This is a genomic window from Shewanella pealeana ATCC 700345 (genome assembly GCF_000018285.1).
GTDB classification, from domain to species: domain Bacteria; phylum Pseudomonadota; class Gammaproteobacteria; order Enterobacterales; family Shewanellaceae; genus Shewanella; species Shewanella pealeana.
This window is the reverse complement of record NC_009901.1, coordinates 3,260,496-3,284,234: the sequence shown is the minus strand read 5'-3', so window position 1 is coordinate 3,284,234 and position 23,739 is coordinate 3,260,496. Positions and strand designations below refer to the sequence as shown.

Below are 23,739 nucleotides of genomic sequence, written 5' to 3'. Positions count from 1 at the left end.
GCTGTGACTCGCTCAAGGCTATAGTTCATAGCTAAATGTTAAGCCAACATAGTGAGCACTATAATTGTGGCTAAGATCGCCAAACGTTAAGACGTTAGGGATTGAGTCGACCGTTAATCCTTGGTTTAGCCAATCAGAATCTTTATAGTTTTCAAATATCCAATCAAAACGTAATGCCATTTTTTCACCAAGCTGATATTTGGCGAATGCATTGATGTTGTGCTTTTCGGCAAAATAGTCGCCGTAGGGCGAAGTTAACCCTTGGGTGATCTCGGTATCACTCTGACCATCGGAGTAGCTATAATCCAATCCCAGATCGAGTTTCTTATCTAAAAGCTGTAAGTAATCAAAACCGATGCCAACTAATGTTGAGGTTTCATCTGTGTTGGCATACCAATTTGGTAGGCTAAAATTGTTGCTGCCAGCCTGATCACTGTCACGCCAGTCTTGATTGAGATAAGCATTGACACTGAAATCATCGCTGAATAGATAGTTAGCCGAAATATCGTAGCCTTGGGTATCGACTTGAGTGAGGCCGACTAAGGTATCGTCATAGTCGTCATTACTGACATGAACATTAGCACTGGCCGATAACGCCGATGCCGGATTGTAGTTAACGCTGAGGCGGTATTCTTGGCGTTCTCTGTCTGCGAGGTACGACTTTCTTAAATAAGGATTGCTTGGACTTGCTGTCGAAGTTACGGTTTTATAAGTACTGCCGCTTCTATCTTCATACTCAGCTTTGAACCAGGCAGACCAAGACGGTGAGATGTTATAGTTTAACTTGGCGAAGAGCCCATTTTGCTTCAGAGAGTCTCGGTCTAAATCGCTATATTCGTTGTGATCATATTGATAGCCCGCATCAAGGTAGACGGCACGATTAAAGCGGTACTTGGCCGCAAGCTTTGCAAGTTGTTTAGTTCTGTCATACTCGGGGTTAATCGCAGTTCCCGAGAAATAGCTATCAGTAACGACTTGTGGGTAGAGTTGTTGAGTAGTTTTGTTATCTCTATCAGAGTAATCATAACTGGCTCTAATACTCAGACCTCTGGCTAGACGGCTCGAGTATTTGAGTTTCATATCGGTAGTATCGACCTTGCCATCGAGGTTTGTTGTTGGCAGGGCGGGGCTAGGGCCGTTGATAGTCGCTGGTAAGAAGGCATCATCTTGAGTAAAGCTCGCAACGCCTAGATGCATCAGTACTTGATGGCCATTACCACTGAGCTGTGCGTTAGCGCCGATGCGGTAAGCCTTATTGTCTGGCGATACAGCACTTTGCCCTGTGTAGGCGGCGCCAAATGTCGGACTAAATACGTTTTGCCAAACAATCGAGTTATGATCGTTTTTATACTGACTAAAACTTGAGTCAATGCCAACGAGCCAACCTTTACCGTTAAAGTAAATTTTGGCCCCGAGTTCGTCGGTGCTGTCGTCGATTGGTTGGGCGAGCATGGCACTATTGGTGAGGAAGTTACCAGAAAATGCGCGTTTGCCTTCTCTCTCTTCGTGCTGGAAGTTGATATCGGCTTGGTAAAAAGCGCCTTTATATACGGCATCGACTAAAAAGCGATCTCTTTGGGTCTTTAGCTCAATTTCTCTGACATCATCGAGTAACGTTGGCATCTGTGATGTCACAGGCCCTGACTGCCAGTTTGCTGGTAGCAGTAAATTGTCACCGCTATTCATATAAGGTGTGAGCGCGGAGTTACTATCGAAGTTCGCTAAGCCTCTATATCCCAGTGCAATCTGATATTTCCCTGGGCGGCCAGTTTCAATCCTAGCGCTGCCAGTATCGTAACCTAGTTTATTAGCGGTAAAGCTTGTTTGGTAGCCAGATTCGGACTTATTAACTAAATCTGCCTCTAAGTGCCCAACTGCACCATCTGTATCAGTGCCGGTGACATTACCAAAGTTGATGTCTGTGGCATCATTATAGGCGGCTCCTATACCTATGCCGCCTTTAAAACCAGATTCAACCATGCAGCGTTTACACTCCCACTTGCTGGTATCCGCTTTTTCTCGGTTAGCGCTTTGCAGGCCATAGCCATCGGCAAAAGCTGGCGAGATACTGGCACTAATCGCAAGAGCGAGTATCGATAGTTGCTGCCCCGTGTTGATATTTTTGTTAATTCCAAACATAACGGCCACTCCTTGTTAGCGCTGTAGTAGCTTGCCTGATGGATGATTAGAACCATGGACCTGCGAATGGCAGTTCATGCAACTCTGTCCGGCATTAAAAGCGTTAGGCTTGCCGCCAAATACTGCATTTGAGGTGTGACCAACCGATGAGTGACATTGCTGACAAAGCATGGGGGGCTTACTATTTAGCATGGCCTCATTAACGCTACCGTGGGGATTGTGGCAAGTAGCACAGTTATCTGTGACAGGAGCGTGTTCCCAAAGTTTTGGACCACGTTTTTCTGCATGGCATGAATAACAGTTCTCGTTAACGCTCATCTGTTTTAGGTTGGCATCAGCCAAGCTTCCATGAGCATTGTGGCAGTCACTACAGACCATTTGTTGCCATTTTAAGGGATGAGAAGAGCGTTTATTGATATCGGACTTTTGCTGTGTGTGGCAACTTGTACAGACCTCAACCTCAGTGCTTTTGTCCGAGATGGGATCGTGACCTGTATGAACTTGGTGGCAGTTAGCGCAGCTCACATCGGCATTGTCATGATGGTTGCCCTCCCAAGCTATGCGCTTGTCATCGTTATGACAGCTCATACACACACTATTTTGTTTCTCTGCGGGGACGGGGGAATCAGAACCGAATGTGATCATGGGCTCCTTGCCGCCCCGGTTGTGTTTGCCTAGAGGCCCATGACAAGCTTCACATTGAAGATCTTGCATAGGTGAGCCTTGAACATCACTACCATGGATCCCGTCAAACAGTTGCATTACTTTAGGGCTCTTTCGGTGACACATTAAACAGGAGTCAGCTCCCTTAGAAGAGTATTGTCCTTCTGCGAACTTCTTATCTAATATCGCTTCAACCTCTTTAGGATCTTGGTCATCCCAAGGGGCAGCCATAACATTGAAGCAGCAGCCGATTAAGGTAAGCAATATCAGTTGCACTAGTTTGTTCGCGAACCATCCCATGTTCTCGCTCATCATTCACTCCACTCGCTTTTAGAAGCGATATTTTAATTATGCATAACCGCTCAACCGTATATTAGTAGTTCGGTTAATTACTAATATCGAATAATAGAACAGGTGTGTGACAATCCCATAACATAAATGAGGGTTTATTTACTGGGTAGAGTGATTATTAAAAGCTTTACGATGCTTATGTGATGCGTATCACACTTTTGGGGGCGGCAAAGAAGAATTGTTTACTTTTCTAAATAGTAACCATTCTTAATTAAAGCATTTATTAGTTGAGAGTTTTGTCACATAATGGCGAACACAATTGAAAATTATTATCGTTTACAGTTCTAAATGTTGATCTAGGTAAAGTTATTACTCTTTTGCCTCCTTTAGAATTAAGGTCTATTTCAAAGAGAGTCGAGGCCTGTAAATAGGTGGAATGCAGAATGAAGCTAAGTGAATTGAATCCAGGCGATGTAGCCAGAATTTCTCAAGTGGGTCAGATAGACCTGCCAGCCGTAGTAAAGCGTAAACTTCTTTCAATGGGGATCACCCCAAATACTCGATTCTCCTTGATCCGCAGGGCACCGATGGGATCTGGTGTTGAGTTGGATATCCGTGGCAGTAAATTATGTATGCGTCGCGATTTAGCAGATATTATTGAGGTTGAAAAAGCGAATGGCTAAACAATTTAACTGTGTCACAGTCGGTAACCCAAACGCGGGTAAATCTACACTATTCAATGCACTTACCGGTTCTAACCAGCAAGTAGGTAACTGGTCAGGTGTAACCGTTGAGAAAAAGACAGGACAATTTGCCCTACAGGGGACAGATGTTTTCTTAACCGATCTCCCTGGCATTTATGATCTACTTCCTGCGGGTAATAGCTGTGATTGTTCTTTAGATGAGCAAATTGCCCAGCAATATTTAGCGGACCAGCCTATCGACGGCATTATCAACTTGGTTGATGCGACGAACATTGAGCGCCATTTATACCTAACAGTGCAGCTACGTGAACTGGGTATTCCGTTAGTGGTTGTGCTGAACAAGATTGATGCGGCGCTAGAGCGTGGTATTAAGATTGACGTTGCTAAAATGAGCGAAGAGCTAGGTTGCCCTGTGGTAGCAGTCTGTTCTCGTGAAGAAAAAGACATTGAAAAGGTCAAGGAGCAATTTGTTGCTCTGCTTGATGGCAAAGTCTCTGAAGCGCCATTAGTACTTAATTACGACACTGAAATCGAATCAGGTGTTACTAGCTTATTAGCTAAAGATGACTCATTAAGCCGCGGCCGCGCACTCGCTATGCTAGCTAATGGTTTAGGTTGTGGTAAATGTAAGAATAGCCAAATGATTGGTGAAGTTGAACAATACTCTCAAGCATTATCTAGCCAAGGCAAAGATATTGAGATAATGGTTGCAACGACACGTTTTGATTTTGTTGAGCGTGTATTCACTGGCTCAGTTGATAGCGATAATCGTGAAACCTTTACTGATAAGCTCGATAAAATTGTGCTGCATCCAGTCGCGGGCATTCCTGTTTTCCTATTTGTTATGTATTTAATGTTCATGTTCAGCATTAACGTGGGCAGTTCATTTATCGATTTCTTCGATATAACCGCTGGTGCATTGTTTGTTGATCACCTAGGTGCATTCATGACAAGCCTAGGTTCGCCAACTTGGTTAGTCACCATTGTTGCTGGTGGCGTAGGTCAAGGAATTCAAACTGTTGCGACCTTTATTCCTGTGATTGCTGCGTTATTCTTAGCTCTTTCGGTGCTCGAAGGTTCAGGCTACATGGCGCGTGCAGCGTTTGTGGTCGATGGTCTAATGCGCCGTATAGGCCTACCGGGCCGTGCCTTTGTACCTATGATTGTTGGTTTTGGTTGTTCAGTTCCTGCGATTATGGCAACACGTACTCTAGGCAGTGAGCGCGAACGTATCGTTACCGGTATGATGGCACCGTTTATGTCATGTGGTGCTAGATTGCCTGTATATGCGCTGTTTGCTGCGGCTTTCTTCCCTGAATCTGGCCAAAACCTAGTATTCTTACTGTATATCATTGGTATCTTCGCCGCTATCGGTACAGGTCTGTTGTTACGCTCAACATTACTACCAGGCTCAAGCAGCGCTGTTGTTATGGAGTTGCCTAGCTACGAGAAGCCAAAGTTCAAGACGGTAATGGCGCGTACAGGTAAGCGTACCAAGAGCTTTATTATGGGTGCGGGTAAAACCATTGTTATTGTAGTGACCCTTCTAAACTTCGTTAATGCGATTGGTATTGATGGTTCATTTGGTCACGAAGACAGCTCTGAATCTGTGCTAAGTGTTGCCAGTCAAAAGGTCACACCTTTGTTTTCGCCTATGGGTGTTGAGCAAGATAACTGGCCTGCAACTGTAGGTATTATCACAGGTATCTTCGCTAAAGAAGCGGTAGTGGGTACCTTAAATAGTCTTTACTCAGATGGTGGCGCCGGTGATGAAGAGCTAGCACCGTTTAGCGAAACATTGACTGAAGCGCTAGGGACGATTCCAGAAAACTTATTTGGTATTGCTCCTGATGATCCACTATCTATCTCTGTGGGGGATGTTTCATCAGTAGAAGCTGCATCGGAAGAGCTAGAAGTTGATACATCAACATTTGGTGCGCTGCAAGCTGGTTTTGCTGGCGTAACAGCAGCATTTGCTTACCTATTGTTTGTTCTATTATACACACCATGTGTGGCGGCAATGGGAGCGCTAGTTAACGAGTTTGGTGGACGCTGGGCAGCCTTTGCTGGTCTGTGGACATTCGCTCTAGCTTATGGCGTTGCTACTGTGTTCTACCAGGCGGCTACGTTTGCGCAGCACCCACTGCAATCAAGCCTTTGGATTGGCTTCTTCGCTATCGCTTTAGTCGTGTTCTATATTTGGCTGAAGCAGAAGGGTAAGAAAACCCAAACTATTATTCCAGGCATTAAAGTGATTACTGGATAACGCGAATAGCGTATAATGTTATCAGGTAATAAAAGCAGCGATGATTCGCTGCTTTTTGCTCTATAAATGCTTATGCGATAGACATAAGCGAGTGTTTTTAAGCGGTAGTCGTTGATCCTTTACAAGATCTGTAGGATTATGCGTTTTTAGTCTTTAATCATCGTTCGCAAAGAGGAATTCCATGAGTCATGTGGACACTGAAGTACGTCCTAGTAACTTCATACGTAACATCATAGATGAAGATCTAGCCACGGGTAAGCATTCGAGTGTTCAAACTCGTTTTCCGCCAGAACCAAACGGCTTTCTTCATATCGGCCACGCTAAGTCTATCTGCCTGAATTTTGGCATTGCTCAAGACTATAAAGGTCAATGTAACTTACGTTTTGATGATACCAACCCTGAAAAAGAAGATATCGATTACGTTAATTCTATTCAGGCTGATGTGCAGTGGCTCGGTTTTCAGTGGGATGGTGATATTCGTTATTCATCAAACTACTTTGATCAACTACATCAGTATGCCGTTGAATTAATCAACAAAGGCCTAGCTTATGTATGTTTCTTAAACGGTGACGAAACTCGTGAATACCGTGGCACCCTTAAAGAGCCTGGTAAAAACAGCCCTTACCGTGACACAACACCTGAAGAGAACTTAGCGCTATTTGAAAAAATGCGTTTAGGTGAGTTCAAAGAAGGTGAGTGTTCACTGCGTGCTAAGATTGATATGGCATCACCATTTATGTGTATGCGTGATCCAATCATCTACCGTATTCGTTTTGCTCATCATCATCAGACTGCCGATAAGTGGTGCATTTACCCAATGTACGACTTTACTCACTGTATTTCTGATGCGATTGAAAATATTACTCACTCTCTATGTACGCTTGAATTCCAAGACAACCGTAGACTGTATGACTGGGTGCTAGACCATTTAGATGATTTCCAAGCGCCTAATAGAACACGTCAGTATGAGTTTTCAAGACTAAACCTTGAATACACATTGATGTCAAAGCGTAAGCTCAATGACTTAGTGGTTCGCAACTTGGTAACAGGTTGGGATGACGCGCGTATGCCTACTATCGCAGGCTACCGCCGTCGCGGTTATACAGCAGCTTCTATTCGTGAGTTCTGTAAGCGTATTGGCGTGACTAAGCAAGATAACATGGTTGAAGTAGCCATGCTTGATGCCTGTATCCGCGAAGAGCTAAATGACTTTGCACCGCGTGCAATGGCTGTGATTAACCCTGTTAAAGTGGTTATCGAGAACTACCCAGAAGGCCAAGTTGAAATCATCAATGCGGCTAATCATCCGAGCAAGGAAGAGATGGGCAAGCGTGAGCTATCTTTTGCTCGTGAACTGTTTATCGATGCCGATGACTTCCGTGAGGAAGCGAACAAGAAGTACAAACGTTTAGTACAAGGCAAAGAAGTCCGTCTGCGTAATGCTTACGTGATTAAGGCTGAGCGCTGCGAGAAAGATGCTGAAGGTAACATCACCACTATCTTCTGTACTTATGATGACGAGACTTTGGGTAAAAATCCAAGCGATGGTCGTAAAGTTAAAGGCGTTATTCATTGGGTCGAAGCGTCAACGGCTAAGCCTGCTGAGCTGCGTATGTACGAAAGATTGTTCAACGATCCTAACCCTGCTGCAGCAGAATCTGTTGATGAAGTGTTAAACCCACATTCATTGACAATTAAGCATGGTCTGGTTGAAGCAAGCTTGGTGAATGCTGAAGCTGAAAAAGCGTATCAGTTTGAGCGTGAAGGTTACTTCTGTGCCGATAGCAAGGATTCAAGCAAAGATAATTTAGTGTTTAACCTAACGGTTCCACTAAGAGACACTTTCGAGTAAATCTTTTTGAGCTTAGCGTTAAGGCTAAAAAAGCCGACATCATGTCGGCTTTTTTGTTGCTTAAACTTCAGTGTTATCTATTGATACATAGGTCCGAAACCAATGCTCCAAAGGATCACGCTTGAAGCCATGAGCCCGACCAGTAACACTAAGCCCGCTGTCACAACAGAGCTGGCATAAATAAAGCCTTTCTCTTCGGGGATATTCATTATGATAGGAACACCAGTGTAAAGCAGGTAAACCGAATAGGCGAGGCCAGCAAGACCAATGACCATAATAAACCAGAGGGTTGGATATAACGCTGATAACCCAACCATAAACAGCGGCGTTGCAGTATAGGCTGCAAGCTCAAGCGCTTGAGTGTAGCTGGGTGTTGCATCGAATGTTTTTGCCATCCAGAAAGCTAGATAGGCGAGGGCAAAGACTCCGGCGATTAATCCGAAATACATGCCTGTAGACATGAATAACGCGCTTTGCATAGTGAGGAACTGACGATCGCCAACACCTAAGTCCCAGCCTATTTGAGATGTGGCAATAAAGGAACAGATAGCAGGTATGAGCGCGACGATGATGATGTGACTCAAACTGCTGCGCAGCGCTTCGTGGTTTTTCTCAATTGTTTGCCACTCTTCTTTAGGATGAGTGTATAGCCCCATTAAGTGATTCAGTATCATTATAGTTATCCTCGTTTAGCATTTAACTTTTAGATTAAATTAGGCTCGCCAAACTGCAGACGAACTTGTTACAGCTCTAAGGTTATTTATTGAACAAAATCTGCTAAGAGTCAAGCCTATCGAATTAAGCATAGGTGTTAAGCTAAGACTCTGCTGAAAATAGCTGATAAAATAACGAGCTACTGACAGCGCCCTGATGGACCCAAAATGAATTTAGCTATGCAGCAACTGTTAGCGCCAATTTATACCTTTTTGAAATGCGAAACACCGGATAGCTGGATTGATGAAGCTAAAAAGCCTGAACGATTAAAAGGACTATTAATTGATCACTGTAACTGTGAATTAAAAGCCGCTCAGACAGCGATGTTTGTGGTGCGAAAATATGCTGTTGATGAGAAAAGTGGCCAAGTATTGCAAGATTGGGCTAAGCCATATGCTGACTTTGTCTACAGTCAAGATAGAGATGTAGAGACGTTCTTAGCTAACAACGGTAAAAAGAATGAATTAGCAGCTGAATTAGTTGGGCGTCGTGACTTTGCCCATAGTGATGACTTGATCGCTAAAATGGTGCGCCTAATTAAAGAGGAGTTTCATCATTTCGAGCAAGTGCTTGAAATTATGCATAACCGCGGTATTGAGTACCAAAGTGCGCGGGCCGGCCGTTATGCAAAAGGCATGATGAAACAAGTCCGAACTCATGATCCTGTAACTTTAATCGATAAGCTCATTGTTGGGGCTTTCATTGAGGCTCGATCTTGTGAGCGCTTTGCCAAACTGGCGCCGCATTTAGATGAGGAGCTGAAGAAGTTTTACATATCACTTTTGCGCTCAGAGGCCCGTCACTACCAAGACTACTTAACTCTTGCGCAAGCAATATCAGATACTGATATCAGTGACCGCGTCGCACATTTTGCCCAAGTCGAAGCAGAGTTGATCTCTTCAGATGATGAAGACTTTAAGTTTCATAGTGGCTCACCTGTACTGAGTTAGCAGCTATTTAGGTCTGTTGCTGAACTTGCTAATAATAGGCATGTCGATAAAGAGGCAAGTAGTTAACTACTTGCCGAAAGGAAGCTCGATTAGCTCGACACCGTCTTGACTGACACTTAGCATGCTGCCTTGCTCATACCAGTCACCAACAACGATGCGACGTTTGCCGTGAGCAAGTTGATGTATATCAGGTCGGTGAGTGTGACCATGGATCATCTGCTGAGTTTGGGTTGCGTCGAGCAGGTCCATTACTGCATCAGGCTCTACATCCATAATGGTATAGCTTTTTTGCTGATTACTGCTTTGGCTTTTAGCACGAAGCTTCGCTGCAATACCGAGACGTTTAGACTTCGGTAAATGAGCATACAGCCATTTCGCCCAGCCCTGATTGCGAAACGCTCTAAAGCGTTGATAAGACTTATCGAGGGTACATAGGCTATCGCCGTGTAGGATCACCGTAGAAACGCCATATAAGTCTAGGCTATAGACCTCGGGCAATAGTGTCATACCGCAGCGTTTTGCAAATGCCTCTCCAATGAGAAAGTCTCTATTACCGTGAATAAAGTAAACAGGCAGCTTTTCAGAGGCGTGTTTAATGGCATCGACTAGTTGGTTGACAAAAGGCTCAGCAATATCGTCGCCAACCCATACTTCAAAAAGATCACCAAGAATATATAAAGCGTCGGTATCGTGAAGTTGAGTGTCGAGAAATTCAAGGAAAGCTTGGGTAATATCGGGGCGATCTGCACTTAAGTGCAAATCGCCCACAAATAGAGTGCGCATCGAGGGGATATTACTCTTCGATAGTCACTTTTTCGATGATAACAGTCTCAAGAGGAACATCTTGATGCATGCCACGGTTACCAGTGCTAACTGCTTTGATCTTGTTAACTACGTCCATACCTTCAACTACTTCACCGAATACACAGTAACCCCAGCCTTGCGCAGACTCAGACTTAAAGTCTAGGAAAGTGTTGTCGCCAACGTTGATGAAGAACTGAGCTGTCGCTGAATGTGGATCAGAAGTACGCGCCATAGCGATAGTACCGATTTTGTTCGATAAACCGTTATTGGCTTCGTTTTCAATTGTTTCGTTAGGACGCTTTTGACCCATATCTTCAGTGAAACCACCACCTTGGATCATGAAACCGTCGATTACACGGTGAAAAACAGTACCATCGTAGAAACCTTCTTTAACATAGTTAATGAAGTTAGCTGCAGTGTTTGGTGCTTTTTCAGCATTTAGGGCTAGTTTGATTTCGCCGTGGTTGGTATGCAATGTGATCATATTTAAAACTCTCGTTATTTAATACGTTGTCGATTATGGCTGGATTCTAACGTAATTGCCCAATGCCATAAAGCATTGTGTGTTTAGCTTGTCGAATTAACCTGTATTTATAGCGCGTGATTGCACTGAATTTAAACAGCAAGTCCTATAATGTCGCTAATGCCTCTTAGCATAAGATCGCAAACTGACTTAGATGCACCGTATCTAACCATTTTTGCGAACTTTGAACGCGAAAACAGCTTGGAACAGCGACTTTTGCAGTGGTAAACTGGAAAACACATTTTTACAGATAGCCGTTGAAGAGAATAATCAATGTTGAAGCTTTACAATAGTCTGACCCGCCAAAAAGAGCAGTTTGTGCCACTACAACCAGGAAAGGTTGGCATGTATGTGTGTGGGGTGACCATCTATGATTTATGTCATATTGGCCACGGACGTACATTTGTATCTTTTGACATGATTGTTAGATACCTAAGATACAGCGGTTACGATGTTAATTTTCAGCGCAATATTACTGACGTCGATGACAAAATCATTAAGCGTGCAAATGAAAACAAGGAAAGTTGTGATTCATTAACAGAGCGTTTGATCGCCGAGATGCACCGTGATTTTGATGCGCTGAATATGGCGCGTCCAGACAATGAACCTCGTGCGACGCTGCACATGCCTGAAATCATCGAGATGGTTGAAAAACTTATCGAACGTGAACATGCCTACGTGGCTTCTAATGGCGATGTGCTATTTAGCGTATCGTCATTCCCTGAGTATGGCCGTTTATCTGGCCAGAACCTTGAGCAGCTGCAAGCGGGCGCACGCGTAGAAGTTGAAGATGCAAAGCGCGATCCGATGGACTTTGTGCTTTGGAAGATGTCAAAGCCTGGCGAGCCGACATGGGAATCGCCATGGGGACCGGGTCGCCCTGGTTGGCACATCGAATGTTCTGCAATGAACAGCAAGCATTTAGGTAATCACTTCGATATTCATGGCGGTGGCTCTGATCTACAGTTCCCACATCATGAAAATGAAATCGCTCAGTCATGCTGCGCTCACGATACGCCGTATGTTAACTACTGGATGCATACAGGCATGGTGATGGTTGATAAAGAAAAGATGTCAAAGTCTTTGAATAACTTCTTCACTATCCGGGACGTGTTAGGTCACTATGATGCGACGACTGTGCGTTACTTCTTATTATCTGGTCATTATCGTAGTCAGCTTAATTACTCAGAAGATAATCTTAAGCAGGCTAAATCTGGACTTGAACGTATTTACACAGCGCTTAAAGATCTAGATTTAACCGTTGAAGCTGCGCCAGCTGAAGAGTTTGTGGCTAAGTTTAAGTCAGCGATGGATGACGACTTTAATACGCCTGAAGCATACTCAGTGTTGTTTGATATGGTGCGTGAGATCAACCGCCTGAAAGCAACCGATATGGCCAAAGCCTCAGCCTTAGGTGTTGCCCTAAAACAACTTGCAGATGTGTTAGGCATTTTAGGTCAAGACGTCGATACCTTCTTCAAAGGTGAAGGTAATGACGACGAAGTCGCAGAAATTGAAGCGCTAATCGTTGAGCGTAACCGCGCCCGAGCCGAAAAAGACTGGCCTGCCGCTGATGTTGCACGTGATGGCTTAAATGCTTTAGGTGTGATTTTAGAAGATGGTCCAGAAGGCACCACTTGGCGTAAGAAGTAATTCTTAACGAGTGATTGTTCGGATGTAAAACATAAAAAAGCCTGCTAATTGCAGGCTTTTCTTTTTTGAGTAACTAGGTCTGGAACACTTATGCTACACCCCATGGATGGAAAGGTCTGGTATCTCTTTTAGTAACTAGGTCTGAAATATTTTGCTAGAACCTAGAACCTAGAACCTAGAACCTAGAACCTTCTATTAGTCGTGATACTGCTCGCAGGCATATAGCGTGTTTTCTAACAGGCTTGCGATAGTCATTGGGCCGACGCCACCAGGAACAGGTGTAATGAAACTCGCGTGCTGAGAAGCAACATCAAATTCGACATCACCTACAAGCTGACCACTCTCTAAGCGGTTGATACCCACATCGATAACGATTGCGCCAGGTTTAATCCAATCACCAGGAATAAAGCCCGGCTTACCAACTGCAACAACGACTAAATCTGCACTTCTAACTTTATCTTCTAGATTTCGAGTAAAGCGGTGACACGTTGTGGTTGTACAGCCTGCTAATAATAGCTCTAGCGACATTGGGCGGCCGACAATATTAGATGCGCCGACAACAACGGCATCTAAGCCAAAGGTATCGACACCAGTCGATTTTAGCAGTGTCATGATCCCCATAGGTGTACACGAACGCAACACCGGAATGCGCTGGGCTAAGCGACCGACATTATAAGGATGGAAACCGTCTACATCTTTATCTGGACGAATACGCTCAATGACTTTCGATTCTTCAATATGTTCAGGAAGCGGTAATTGTACCAAGATGCCATCAATCGTGGGGTCTTCGTTACATTCATCAATTAATGATAAGAGTGCGTCTTCAGAAGTGCTGCTGTCTAAATCATAAGAGCGAGAGATAAAACCGACTTCTTCACAGGCCTTACGTTTGCTACCGACATAAACTTGTGAAGCTGGATCGGCTCCAACAAGAATTACGGCTAAACCAGGGACTCTTTTTCCTGCCTCTTTGCGGGCAGTGACTTTATCTTTGAGTTGCGTTCGAATGGATTGAGCAATAGCTTTACCATCGATGTTTTGGGCTGTCATTGGGGGTGGTGTCCTTTATACGGCGCGATAATGGAAAACGGCGACATTTTAACAGGACAGGCTAAAGGTGTCATTGATTTAGACTGTTAACAAACAATTCTAATATACGGATAATGACTTACTGCTTTTCTATCTAAGAAAACTATATGCTCTATATAAAGAGCCGATGTCTAGAAAGTGGGTTATTAAAGTTGGCTATTAAGAAAATAGATATAGAGTCAGCGGTTTATTTCAAGTAAATAGCTATCTTTGCTGGTTAATTCTGCAATAAGGTTAAATCTGAATCTAATGGCCTGTTAAATAGCCAGCTGAACATCTTTTTTGAAAAAAGGCGTTGACGATTTTTAGAAGAGGGGATACTATGCGCTCCGTTCTCAACGAGCAGCAACGAGTTGTCCTTGAGAGCCAGAAGCAGTAAAGGTTATCCCAACGTGAAAACGTACTTTACAATAGGTTTCAAAATTTCGGTGATTAGCGCAGCCCGGTAGCGCATCTGGTTTGGGACCAGAGGGTCAGAGGTTCGAATCCTCTATCACCGACCACATTTAAACTAGCGTAAAACGTTAGTTGCCCAGTTCAGGAAATGAAATTTATTTCATTACCGAGCGCCCGTAGCTCAGTTGGATAGAGCACCCGCCTTCTAAGCGGGTGGCCGCAGGTTCGAATCCTGCCGGGCGTACCATTTTTGTGGTGATTGTAGCTCAGTTGGTAGAGTCCCGGATTGTGATTCCGGTTGTCGTGGGTTCGAACCCCATCAGTCACCCCACTCATTCTGCAAAGAAGTTAAGAAAGCGACCTTAGGTCGCTTTTTTTACGCCTGTAAATCACGCTTTGAGGCTCGACTCTGGCGCATTCCATAGCTATAATGTCGCGTCTTGATAATTATCAACTAAAAGATACCTGTGCCGATCTTCAGTATTAATGGGCATTTTGGTGAAATTTACGGATCAAGAAACGAATACCTGAGTAGTTGATTTTTCGACTATTGCAAAGGACGATAGACATATTTCGAGGTAAAAAAATGCAAGTTTCTGTTGAAACCACACAAGGCCTAGAGCGTCGCCTAACAATTTCTGTACCTGCTGAGCAGATCGAGAACACTGTTAAAGAAGCATTAAAAAGCGAAGCTAAGCGTGCCCGTATCCCAGGTTTCCGTCCAGGAAAAGTACCTGTAAGCGTAATTAATAAGCGTTATGGTAGTGCAATTCGTCAAGATATCATGGGTGAAGTGATGCAGCGTAACTTCGTTGAAGCAATCATTGCTGAGAAGTTAAACCCAGCTGGCGCACCTACATTAACTCCTGGTTCAACTGAAGGCGAAAACTTTGAGTTTGTTGCTACTTTTGAAATCTACCCAGAAGTAGAGCTAAAAGGTCTTGAGTCAATCACTGTTGAACAGCCTACTGCTGAAGTAACAGAAGCTGACGTTGACGCTATGATTGAAACGCTACGTAACCAACACGCTACTTTCGAAGTAGCAGACCGCGCAGCGGCTGAAGGCGACAAAGCTAAAATCAACTTCGTAGGTTCAATCGATGGCGAAGAATTCGAAGGCGGTAAAGCTGACGATTTCGAACTACAACTAGGCAGCGGCCGTATGATCCCAGGCTTCGAGTCTGGCGTTGAAGGTCACAAAGCTGGTGAAGAGTTCAACATCGAAGTGACTTTCCCAGAAGATTACCACGCTGAAAACCTAAAGGGTAAAGTAGCGACTTTCGCTATCACTCTGAACGAAGTTCAAGCGGCTAACCTTCCAGAAGTTAACGACGAGTTCGCTACACTATTCGGTATTACTGAAGGTGGCATCGACGCACTTCGCGCTGAAATCAGCAAGAACATGAGCCGTGAACTTGAGCAAGCGCTTAAAGCTAACGTTAAAGAGCAAGTTCTTAATGGTCTAGTTGAGCAAAACGACATCGAATTGCCAACAGCACTTATCAACGGTGAAGTAGAAGTATTGCGTAAGCAAGCTATGCAACGTTTCGGCGACCAAGCTGCAAACATGCCTGAGCTTCCAGCTGACCTGTTCACTGAACAAGCTGCACGTCGCGTTAAAGTAGGTCTACTACTTGGCGAAGTGATCAAGACTAACGAGCTAAAAGCTGAAGATGAACGCGTTCAAGGTTTGATCGCTTCAATGGCTTCTGCTTACGAAGATCCAAGTGAAGTTGTAGCTTACTACAATGGTAACGAAGAACTTATGCAAAACATGCGCAACGTTGCTCTAGAAGAGCAAGCAGTTGAAGCTTTGTTAAAAACTGCAACTTTGACTGAAAAAGCAGTCAACTTTGAAGAATTTATGAACAAGGCTACAGGTCGCGCGTAACCATCGCTTGACTTAAATGGCTATTAGCCATTTATAATGGCTCGTATGAGGTTCCTCATGCGGGCCATTTTTATTTAGGGAAGTTAATCATGCACAAAGCGCCAGAATCAGTACTTAACGCACTCGTTCCTATGGTTGTTGAACAAACAGCTAAAGGTGAACGTTCATATGATATTTATTCTCGCCTTTTGAAAGAGCGAGTGATCTTTCTTGTTGGCCAAGTTGAAGAACATATGGCTAACCTTATCGTTGCTCAGTTACTGTTTTTGGAATCAGAGAGCCCAGATAAGGATATCTACCTATACATCAACTCGCCAGGCGGCAGCGTAACTGCAGGTATGGCGATTTATGACACAATGCAGTTTATTAAGCCAAACGTGAGCACTGTGTGTATTGGTCAAGCGGCGAGCATGGGCGCATTTTTGTTAGCAGGCGGTGCAGAAGGCAAACGTCATTGCTTACCGAACTCTAGAGTGATGATCCATCAGCCACTAGGCGGCTTCCAAGGACAGGCGTCGGATATTGCTATTCATGCTCAAGAGATCTTGGGTATTAAGAATAAGCTAAACACCATGTTAGCTGAGCATACTGGTCAGCCTCTTGAAGTGATTGAACGTGATACAGACCGTGATAACTTCATGAGCGCGACAGAAGCCGCTGAATATGGTTTAGTCGATTCAGTGATAGCAAAACGAGGCTGATTTTTACTTCGCTCTGAGCTATGCTCAAATATGAAGTAACGATAAGATTTAGGCAGTAGAATTGCTGCAAACAGAGGTAAAGTAATGGGTGAAGACAAAGGTAACGGTGACGGCGGAAAGCTGCTGTACTGCTCTTTTTGTGGCAAGAGCCAGCATGAGGTAAGAAAACTCATTGCTGGGCCTTCTGTATATGTTTGTGATGAGTGTGTTGAACTCTGCAATGACATCATTAGAGAAGAGATTAAAGAGATCTCGCCAAAGCAAGATCAAGACAAGTTGCCTACGCCTCATGAGCTAAGAGCACACTTGGATGATTATGTTATCGGTCAAGATAAAGCTAAGAAGGTTCTTGCTGTTGCGGTGTATAACCACTACAAGCGCCTTAGAAATGCTAGCCCTAAAGATGGCGTAGAACTTGGCAAGAGTAACATCTTGCTAATTGGCCCAACGGGTAGTGGTAAAACCTTATTAGCAGAAACGCTTGCACGTGTTCTTGATGTGCCATTTACTATGGCTGATGCAACCACGCTTACCGAAGCGGGTTACGTTGGTGAAGATGTTGAGAACATCATTCAAAAGCTACTGCAAAAGTGTGACTACGACGTTGAAAAAGCGCAGCGCGGTATCGTGTATATCGATGAAATTGATAAAATCAGTCGTAAGTCTGATAATCCATCAATCACACGTGACGTATCGGGTGAGGGTGTTCAGCAAGCGTTGTTGAAACTGATCGAAGGTACTATCGCTGCCGTGCCACCACAAGGTGGTCGTAAGCACCCTCAACAGGAGTTCTTACAGGTCGATACCTCTAAGATCTTGTTCGTTTGTGGTGGTGCATTCGCAGGTCTTGAAAAAGTGATTGAGCAACGCGCTCATGTCGGTACTGGTATTGGTTTTGGCGCCCAAGTCAAAGGTGAAGCTGATAAGAAGACTATCTCTGATACACTGTTAGAAGTGGAACCAGAAGATTTAGTTAAGTTTGGTTTGATCCCTGAGTTTATTGGCCGTCTACCAGTACTTGCGACACTGTCAGAACTTGACGATGAAGCCTTGATTCAGATCCTGTCTGAACCAAAGAATGCGATTACTAAACAGTTTGCAGCATTGTTTGAGATGGAAAATGTAGAGCTTGAGTTTAGAGACGATGCGTTAAAGGCGATAGCCCTTAAAGCACAAACCCGTAAAACGGGTGCTCGTGGTCTTCGCTCTATCGTTGAAGGGATCTTACTCGATATCATGTATGATCTACCATCGACTGATGATGTGGCTAAGGTTGTTATCGACGAGTCAGTGGTTAAAGGCGAATCTAGCCCAATCTTGATCTACGCTAATAACGAAGCACAAACCGCCACGGCGGAGTAATTTCTCGTCTAAAGTCAGACTGTGAGTTTAAAAGGAGCCAATATGGCTCCTTTTTTATGCAGTTCTCCAATTTATTTATTTTCGCCATTGAAACCTATTTAATCATCCCAATATACTCATAAGTAATCATAAAAAACGGAATCGAGCTATGACCCTAGAGCGTGATGCGCGAATCGAACTACCCGTACTACCACTAAGAGATGTGGTGGTTTATCCCCACATGGTAATTCCGTTATTCGTCGGTCGAGAAAAATCTATTCGTTGCTTAGAAAAAGCGATGGATCAAGGTAAACAAATCATTTTAGTCGCCCAGCGTGATGCTGAGTTAGACGACCCTACAAGCGATGACATTTTTGATGTAGGTACCGTTGCGTCAATTTTACAGTTATTAAAACTTCCTGATGGTACTGTAAAGGTATTGGTTGAAGGTGGGCAGAGAGTCTGCATCGATAACTATATCGAGCAAGAAGATATCTTTCAGGCGACAGCTCACTACCTTGAGTCCGAGCCACTTTCAGAGAAAGAAGAGGAAGTCCTCGTTCGCTCAGCCGTTGGCCAGTTTGAAGGTTACATCAAGCTGAACAAGAAGATCCCACCAGAGGTACTAACTTCACTGTCAGGGATCGATGAAGCGGCAAGACTTGCCGACACCATGGCCGCACATATGCCACTTAAGCTAGAAGACAAACAGTCTGTGCTTGAGATGGTGAATGTTAGCGAGCGCATCGAATATTTAATGGCGATGATGGAATCGGAAATTGACCTACTTCAGGTCGAGAAGCGCATTCGTGGCCGTGTTAAAAAGCAGATGGAGAAGAGTCAGCGCGAGTACTATTTGAATGAGCAGATGAAGGCTATTCAAAAAGAACTTGGCGATATTGATGAGTCTCATGATGAATTTGAAAGCTTAGCGAAGAAGATTGAAGAGGCACAAATGCCTGCTGAGGCAAAAGAAAAAGCCTCTGCTGAGTTAAATAAGTTAAAGATGATGTCACCAATGTCTGCCGAGGCAACTGTGGTGAGAAGTTACGTTGAGTGGATGGTGTCAGTGCCTTGGCATAAGCGCTCTAAAATCAAACGTGACTTAGCTAAGGCGCAAGACGTCCTCGATACCGATCATTTTGGTCTTGAGAAAGTCAAAGAGCGAATCTTGGAATATCTAGCGGTTCAAAGCCGAGTTAAACAGCTTAAAGGTCCGATTCTTTGTTTAGTTGGCCCGCCAGGTGTGGGTAAGACTTCATTGGGTCAGTCAATCGCGAAGGCGACGGGCCGTAAGTATGTGCGTGTGGCATTAGGTGGTGTACGTGATGAAGCGGAGATCCGTGGTCACCGTCGTACCTATATCGGTTCTATGCCTGGTAAAGTCATCCAAAAGATGTCGAAAGTTGGTGTGAAAAACCCGTTATTCCTGCTTGATGAAATCGACAAGATGAGCAGTGATATGCGTGGCGATCCGGCTTCAGCTTTGCTTGAGGTGTTAGATCCTGAACAAAACTCAGCATTTAGCGATCACTACATGGAAGTCGATTACGACCTATCTGATGTAATGTTTGTGGCAACGTCTAACTCGATGAATATTCCAGGTCCTTTACTAGACCGTATGGAAGTGATCCGCTTATCGGGTTATACCGAAGATGAAAAGCTTAATATTGCTAAGCAACACTTGTTGCCGAAGCAGATTGAGCGTAATGGTCTAAAAGCGAAAGAAGTGACAGTAGATGATAGTGCCATTATCGGTATTATTCGTTACTACACCCGTGAAGCGGGCGTGCGTGCGCTTGAGCGTGAATTGTCGAAGATCTGCCGTAAAGTGGTTAAACAAATCTTGCTTGATAAGACGATTAAGCATATTGAAGTTAACCAAGACAACCTTAAGTCATTCCTTGGCGTGCAGCGTTGTGATTACGGTAAGGCTGAATCGAACAATCAGATTGGTCAAGTTACCGGTCTTGCGTGGACAGAAGTCGGCGGTGACTTACTGACTATCGAAGCAACATCAGTTCCTGGTAAAGGTAAGCTAACCTACACCGGCTCACTTGGCGATGTGATGCAAGAGTCGATTCAAGCGGCGATGACAGTTGTTCGTGCGCGTGCTGAGCAGCTTGGTATTAACCCAGACTTTTACGAGAAGCGTGATATTCACGTTCACGTACCAGAAGGGGCGACTCCAAAAGATGGTCCATCTGCTGGTGCAGCAATGTGTACAGCGCTTGTATCTAGCTTAACGGGTAACCCTGTTCGTGCCGATGTGGCAATGACAGGTGAAATTACCCTACGAGGCGAAGTGTTACCGATTGGTGGATTGAAGGAAAAACTGTTGGCTGCCCATCGTGGTGGTACGAAAGTTGTTCTAATTCCAAAAGAAAATGAACGTGACTTGGAAGAAATTCCGCAAAACGTCATTGCCGATCTGAAAATTTATCCAGTTAAATGGGTTGATGAAGTGCTTAAGTTGGCGTTAGAGCGACCAGTTGAAGGCTTCGAAGTAGTAGAAAACGTGGACTAACGCAATAAATTGCAGGATTGCCTTAAAAAAACAGTAAAAAGGGCTTACCTTAGTATAAAGCTGTGGTAGCCTAAGTCTGTGGAGAGTCAGTCGCTCCAGCCCTTGGAGTGACTGGTTTTGAGTAGTATCCTAATTTATTTATTTGGTTTTCCTATAAGGCTTGAACTTTGGTTCTAAGCTTGTTATAAAAAGCCTCCGCAGACCGCTCTAGACAAGAATTTGGGTGCGGCGCACAAATTACATTCAAGGGGATGACATGAACAAATCTGAACTAATCGAGAAAATCGCTTCTGGTGCTGACATTTCTAAAGCTGCTGCTGGCCGTGCATTAGACTCTTTCATTGGCGCAGTAACTGAAGGCCTAAAAGAAGGCGATAAGATTGCTCTTGTTGGTTTCGGTACTTTCGAAGTGCGTCAACGTGCAGAGCGCACTGGTCGTAACCCTCAAACGGGTAAAGAGATCAAAATCGCTGCAGCGAACATTCCAGCATTTAAAGCTGGTAAAGCTCTAAAAGACGCTGTTAACTAAGAAAGTTAGCAATGCAGCCTTTGTAAGGCTATTGTAGGAAAGCACTGTACTAGCAGTGCTTTTTACAAATAGAGAGGGTGGCAATTAAGGAAGATCTTAATTATGCCAGCAGGAGTCAGAGAATATTATTATTTTCACCTCCTTTAAATTACAAAAAGGCGCATCCAAACAGTGATGCGCCTTTTTATTTTATTAATCGCAACAAGCGAGAAGTCTGATGTTAGAAAAGATTCGCGAAGGCTCACAAGGTGTTATTGCTAAAAGCATATTAATCCTAGTGATACTTTCATTTGCATTTACCGGTGTGAGTAGTTATTTAGGTTCTTCAACTGAGGTTGCAGCTGCTACCGTAAATGGTGAAGAGATCAGCAACTCAGCGTTAGAACAAGCCTATCAAAATGAGCGCAGTCGCTTAGAGCAACAGTTAGGTGATATGTTTGCTACTTTGTCTGCAGATGACAACTATATGCAGAGTGTTAAGCAAAGTGTATTAGAGCGCTTAGTAGCCGAGAAGCTACTAGATCAAAATGCTGCAGAGCTAGGTCTACGCGTATCTGATGAACAGATTAAAGCTGCAATCATGTCTGAGCCTGCATTCCAAACTGACGGCGCCTTTGATAACGACCGTTATCAAGCTATCTTGCGTCAGCTTGGCTACCAAGCGAACTCTTTCCGCGACATGATGCGCATCGATATGACTCGCCGTCAGCTTGTTGCAACCTTAGTCGGTTCAGAATTTGTTCTACCTAGTGAGGCTAAGTATGTAGCCGATCTTCAAGGTCAAACTCGTGACATTGACTACAAGGTTATCGATGCAACTCCGTTCCTTGCTGATATCAGTGTTACCGATGAACAGATCAAAGCTTATTACGATACTAACCTAGGTCAGTTTATTCGTCCTGAAGTGGTGAGCCTTAATTACATTGAGCTTGATGCAAAAGATCTAGCTAAAGATGTCACAGTGACAGATGCTGAAGCGCAAGCTTATTACGATGAGCATAAAGCGAACTACACTCAAGCTGAGAAGCGTTTAGCGGCACATATTCTTGTGCAGTCTGGTGATGATGACGCAGCTGCAAAAGCCAAGGCTGAAGCTATTTACAAGCAACTTCAAGACGGTGCTGATTTCGCTGAACTTGCGAAAACTGAATCTGAAGATACCTTTAGCGGTGAGCAAGGTGGTCAACTAGATTGGTTCGAAGCCGGTGTAATGGAGCCAGAATTTGACACTGCATTGTTTGCGCTTAACAAAGGCGAATACTCAGGTGTTGTTAAAACGAACTTTGGTTATCACATCATCAAGGCGTTAGATATTCAGGCTGGTGCTCAGGCTCCGTTTGCTGACGTAAAAGAGAAGATCCTTGCTCAGCTTAAAGACAAGCAAGCAGTAGATAAGTTCTACGAGCTACAGCAAGTTTTGGCTGATACCAGCTATGAAGTACCTGATACGCTATCAGAAGCGGCTAGAGACTTAGGTGTTGAGGTTAAGACAACTCCAGAGTTTACTCGTACTAACCCACCAGAATTGTTCACTAACCCAGAGCTACTAAACGAAGCATTCTCTTCGAACGTGCTACTTGATCGTATGAACAGTGATGTATTAGAAGTTGCGCCTAACCACGTAGTCGTTATTCGTGTTAATACACATAAAGCTGCTGGTACTATGGAGCTAGCTGATGTTCGCAATGCAATTGCTAATCGTCTAAAGCAAGAGCAAGCGAACGAAGCTGCACGTAAGCAAGCACAAGAAGCTATGACTGCTGTTGAAGCCTCTGGTGTAACAGCAGACTTCATCGTTAAAGATAAGCTTGCTCGTTTTGCACAAGACGTGGATGGTGCGATTGTGAACAAGGCGTTCGCGATGGCTCAACCAAGCGACAAGCCTTCAGTTGATACTGTTGCTTTAGCAAATGGTTACGCGGTAGTGGTATTGAAGCAAGTTAATGCCGCTGAAGGCGTTGACGCAAACCTTCTTGATTCACTCAAGCAGCGTTTAAGCTCACAATACAGTGAAAACGATTACCGTGCGGTGATCGCGTCACTAAAAGCTAAGGGTGAAGTTCTTTACCCTGTTGCAGAGTAAACGCTATTGAGTAAGAGCTGCTGAGTAATTGCTACTTAGCTAGCTTTACTGAATCACTAATAGTGAGCCTTATATGAGGCATAAAAAACCGGCTTAGGCCGGTTTTTTTATGGGCGCAAAAAGAGGTGCCTAAATCATTTCTACTTGTGAAGCTAATATTCGCCGGGTTAATAGACGGCTCTTAAGATAATCTCACCACGAAGCGCTCCGCTTTCACGGAGATCACGAAGAAGAGCAAAAAAGCAAAGCTATTATCTTATAGTTAATCCTGCCGTTGCATTTCTTCGTGTAGCGCAGCGCTCTGTGTCCTTCGTGGTGTATCGCATTGGTTTTTGCTTTAGAAGCCATTTACCACTAAATTAACCACGAAGCGCTTCGCTTTCACGGAGATCACGAAGGAGAGCATAAAAGCAAAGCTATTATCTTATCGTTAATCCTGCCGATGTATTTCTTGCTGTCATCGTTGTTTTTCGTGATGAAGCAGCATTAAATTTCTACAGTACTCATTGTTAGGCTTGACGACAAAGTCAGCTAGGCATGCAGTGGGTGATGGGGGGTGCGAAGGCGCAATAAAAAACGCCGCAATAAAATATTGCGGCGTTTACTTTAATACAGAATAGTAT

General features: G+C 44.1%; 17 protein-coding genes and 3 tRNA genes. 14 read left to right on the top strand and 6 right to left on the bottom strand.

The window, feature by feature from the left end; translation table 11 throughout:
- Window positions 1-18 precede the first annotated feature (18 nt).
- Window positions 19-2,139, bottom strand: coding sequence for an MtrB/PioB family decaheme-associated outer membrane protein (locus SPEA_RS14270; protein WP_012155919.1), 2,121 nt, complete (start codon window positions 2,137-2,139; stop codon window positions 19-21).
- Between the two features lie 15 nt (window positions 2,140-2,154).
- Entirely contained in the window at window positions 2,155-3,117 is a 963-nt protein-coding gene (locus SPEA_RS14265; RefSeq protein WP_398352574.1) for a DmsE family decaheme c-type cytochrome, read from the bottom strand.
- Window positions 3,118-3,536: 419 nt separating this feature from the next.
- On the opposite strand from SPEA_RS14265, the gene SPEA_RS14260 reads away from it, so the two are divergent.
- From SPEA_RS14260 to glnS, 3 genes are all read left to right on the top strand, one after another.
- A complete protein-coding gene (locus tag SPEA_RS14260) occupies window positions 3,537-3,776 on the top strand; it encodes a FeoA family protein (RefSeq protein ID WP_012155917.1) in 240 nt (79 codons plus the stop codon).
- Window positions 3,769-6,063 carry a Fe(2+) transporter permease subunit FeoB gene (gene feoB / locus SPEA_RS14255; RefSeq protein ID WP_012155916.1) on the top strand — a complete coding sequence of 765 codons (2,295 nt, stop codon included), beginning with the start codon at window positions 3,769-3,771 and terminating at the stop codon, window positions 6,061-6,063. The genes SPEA_RS14260 and feoB overlap by 8 nt, the downstream gene beginning before the upstream one ends.
- Window positions 6,064-6,244: 181 nt before the next feature.
- Window positions 6,245-7,915: a glutamine--tRNA ligase gene (gene glnS, locus SPEA_RS14250; RefSeq protein ID WP_012155915.1), complete on the top strand. Its 1,671-nt coding sequence runs from the start codon at window positions 6,245-6,247 to the stop codon at window positions 7,913-7,915.
- A gap of 77 nt (window positions 7,916-7,992) precedes the next feature.
- On the opposite strand, the gene SPEA_RS14245 is transcribed toward glnS, so the two are convergent.
- Window positions 7,993-8,589, bottom strand: coding sequence for a Yip1 family protein (locus tag SPEA_RS14245; protein WP_012155914.1), 597 nt, complete (start codon window positions 8,587-8,589; stop codon window positions 7,993-7,995).
- A gap of 219 nt (window positions 8,590-8,808) precedes the next feature.
- Here SPEA_RS14245 and miaE point away from each other — a divergent pair, with 219 nt between their 5' ends.
- Window positions 8,809-9,579, top strand: a complete 771-nt coding sequence (miaE, locus tag SPEA_RS14240) for a tRNA isopentenyl-2-thiomethyl-A-37 hydroxylase MiaE (protein WP_041411534.1) — start codon at window positions 8,809-8,811, stop codon at window positions 9,577-9,579.
- A 66-nt stretch (window positions 9,580-9,645) separates the two neighbouring features.
- On the opposite strand, the gene SPEA_RS14235 is transcribed toward miaE, so the two are convergent.
- Together SPEA_RS14235 and SPEA_RS14230 are read right to left on the bottom strand one after the other, a co-directional pair.
- Entirely contained in the window at window positions 9,646-10,362 is a 717-nt protein-coding gene (locus SPEA_RS14235; protein WP_012155912.1) for a UDP-2,3-diacylglucosamine diphosphatase, read from the bottom strand.
- A gap of 10 nt (window positions 10,363-10,372) precedes the next feature.
- A complete protein-coding gene (locus tag SPEA_RS14230; RefSeq protein ID WP_012155911.1) occupies window positions 10,373-10,867 on the bottom strand; it encodes a peptidylprolyl isomerase in 495 nt (164 codons plus the stop codon).
- 312 nt (window positions 10,868-11,179) lie between these two features.
- On the opposite strand from SPEA_RS14230, the gene cysS reads away from it, so the two are divergent.
- Window positions 11,180-12,559 carry a cysteine--tRNA ligase gene (cysS, locus tag SPEA_RS14225; protein ID WP_012155910.1) on the top strand — a complete coding sequence of 460 codons (1,380 nt, stop codon included), beginning with the start codon at window positions 11,180-11,182 and terminating at the stop codon, window positions 12,557-12,559.
- Between the two features lie 195 nt (window positions 12,560-12,754).
- Here the strand turns inward: cysS and folD are convergent, their stop codons facing one another.
- On the bottom strand, window positions 12,755-13,609 hold the full coding sequence (gene folD, locus SPEA_RS14220) for a bifunctional methylenetetrahydrofolate dehydrogenase/methenyltetrahydrofolate cyclohydrolase FolD (RefSeq protein WP_012155909.1): 855 nt from the start codon (window positions 13,607-13,609) through the stop codon (window positions 12,755-12,757).
- 465 nt (window positions 13,610-14,074) lie between these two features.
- Here folD and SPEA_RS14215 point away from each other — a divergent pair.
- The 9 genes from SPEA_RS14215 to SPEA_RS14175 all read left to right on the top strand — a co-directional run bounded on the left by SPEA_RS14215 (window position 14,075) and on the right by SPEA_RS14175 (window position 23,116).
- Window positions 14,075-14,151, top strand: a tRNA-Pro gene (locus SPEA_RS14215).
- Window positions 14,152-14,214: 63 nt separating this feature from the next.
- Window positions 14,215-14,291, top strand: a tRNA-Arg gene (locus SPEA_RS14210).
- 8 nt (window positions 14,292-14,299) lie between these two features.
- Window positions 14,300-14,375 (top strand) — tRNA-His (locus SPEA_RS14205).
- 255 nt (window positions 14,376-14,630) lie between these two features.
- Window positions 14,631-15,935, top strand: a complete 1,305-nt coding sequence (gene tig, locus SPEA_RS14200; protein WP_012155908.1) for a trigger factor — start codon at window positions 14,631-14,633, stop codon at window positions 15,933-15,935.
- Window positions 15,936-16,024: 89 nt separating this feature from the next.
- Entirely contained in the window at window positions 16,025-16,636 is a 612-nt protein-coding gene (clpP, locus tag SPEA_RS14195) for an ATP-dependent Clp endopeptidase proteolytic subunit ClpP (protein ID WP_012155907.1), read from the top strand.
- A gap of 84 nt (window positions 16,637-16,720) precedes the next feature.
- Window positions 16,721-17,998: an ATP-dependent protease ATP-binding subunit ClpX gene (clpX, locus tag SPEA_RS14190; protein ID WP_012155906.1), complete on the top strand. Its 1,278-nt coding sequence runs from the start codon at window positions 16,721-16,723 to the stop codon at window positions 17,996-17,998.
- Window positions 17,999-18,146: 148 nt separating this feature from the next.
- Window positions 18,147-20,504 carry an endopeptidase La gene (lon, locus tag SPEA_RS14185; RefSeq protein ID WP_012155905.1) on the top strand — a complete coding sequence of 786 codons (2,358 nt, stop codon included), beginning with the start codon at window positions 18,147-18,149 and terminating at the stop codon, window positions 20,502-20,504.
- Window positions 20,505-20,745: 241 nt separating this feature from the next.
- Window positions 20,746-21,033: a nucleoid-associated protein HU-beta gene (gene hupB, locus SPEA_RS14180; protein WP_259649511.1), complete on the top strand. Its 288-nt coding sequence runs from the start codon at window positions 20,746-20,748 to the stop codon at window positions 21,031-21,033.
- 217 nt (window positions 21,034-21,250) lie between these two features.
- A complete protein-coding gene (locus SPEA_RS14175) occupies window positions 21,251-23,116 on the top strand; it encodes a SurA N-terminal domain-containing protein (protein WP_012155903.1) in 1,866 nt (621 codons plus the stop codon).
- The last annotated feature ends 623 nt before the right edge of the window (window positions 23,117-23,739 follow it).

Bases quoted from the DNA above. Each gene is read 5' to 3' on its own strand.
- SPEA_RS14235 (WP_012155912.1), bottom strand. From the start codon at position 10,362: ATGCGCACTCTATTTGTGGGCGATTTGCACTTAAGTGCAGATCGCCCC.
- SPEA_RS14245 (WP_012155914.1), bottom strand. From the start codon at position 8,589: ATGATACTGAATCACTTAATGGGGCTATACACTCATCCTAAAGAAGAG.
- SPEA_RS14265 (WP_398352574.1), bottom strand. From the start codon at position 3,117: ATGATGAGCGAGAACATGGGATGGTTCGCGAACAAACTAGTGCAACTG.
- glnS (WP_012155915.1), top strand. From the start codon at position 6,245: ATGAGTCATGTGGACACTGAAGTACGTCCTAGTAACTTCATACGTAAC.
- feoB (WP_012155916.1), top strand. From the start codon at position 3,769: ATGGCTAAACAATTTAACTGTGTCACAGTCGGTAACCCAAACGCGGGT.
- miaE (WP_041411534.1), top strand. From the start codon at position 8,809: ATGCAGCAACTGTTAGCGCCAATTTATACCTTTTTGAAATGCGAAACA.
- cysS (WP_012155910.1), top strand. From the start codon at position 11,180: ATGTTGAAGCTTTACAATAGTCTGACCCGCCAAAAAGAGCAGTTTGTG.
- clpX (WP_012155906.1), top strand. From the start codon at position 16,721: ATGGGTGAAGACAAAGGTAACGGTGACGGCGGAAAGCTGCTGTACTGC.
- clpP (WP_012155907.1), top strand. From the start codon at position 16,025: ATGCACAAAGCGCCAGAATCAGTACTTAACGCACTCGTTCCTATGGTT.
- SPEA_RS14230 (WP_012155911.1), bottom strand. From the start codon at position 10,867: ATGATCACATTGCATACCAACCACGGCGAAATCAAACTAGCCCTAAAT.
- SPEA_RS14175 (WP_012155903.1), top strand. From the start codon at position 21,251: ATGTTAGAAAAGATTCGCGAAGGCTCACAAGGTGTTATTGCTAAAAGC.
- tig (WP_012155908.1), top strand. From the start codon at position 14,631: ATGCAAGTTTCTGTTGAAACCACACAAGGCCTAGAGCGTCGCCTAACA.
- lon (WP_012155905.1), top strand. From the start codon at position 18,147: ATGACCCTAGAGCGTGATGCGCGAATCGAACTACCCGTACTACCACTA.
- folD (WP_012155909.1), bottom strand. From the start codon at position 13,609: ATGACAGCCCAAAACATCGATGGTAAAGCTATTGCTCAATCCATTCGA.
- SPEA_RS14260 (WP_012155917.1), top strand. From the start codon at position 3,537: ATGAAGCTAAGTGAATTGAATCCAGGCGATGTAGCCAGAATTTCTCAA.
- SPEA_RS14270 (WP_012155919.1), bottom strand. From the start codon at position 2,139: ATGTTTGGAATTAACAAAAATATCAACACGGGGCAGCAACTATCGATA.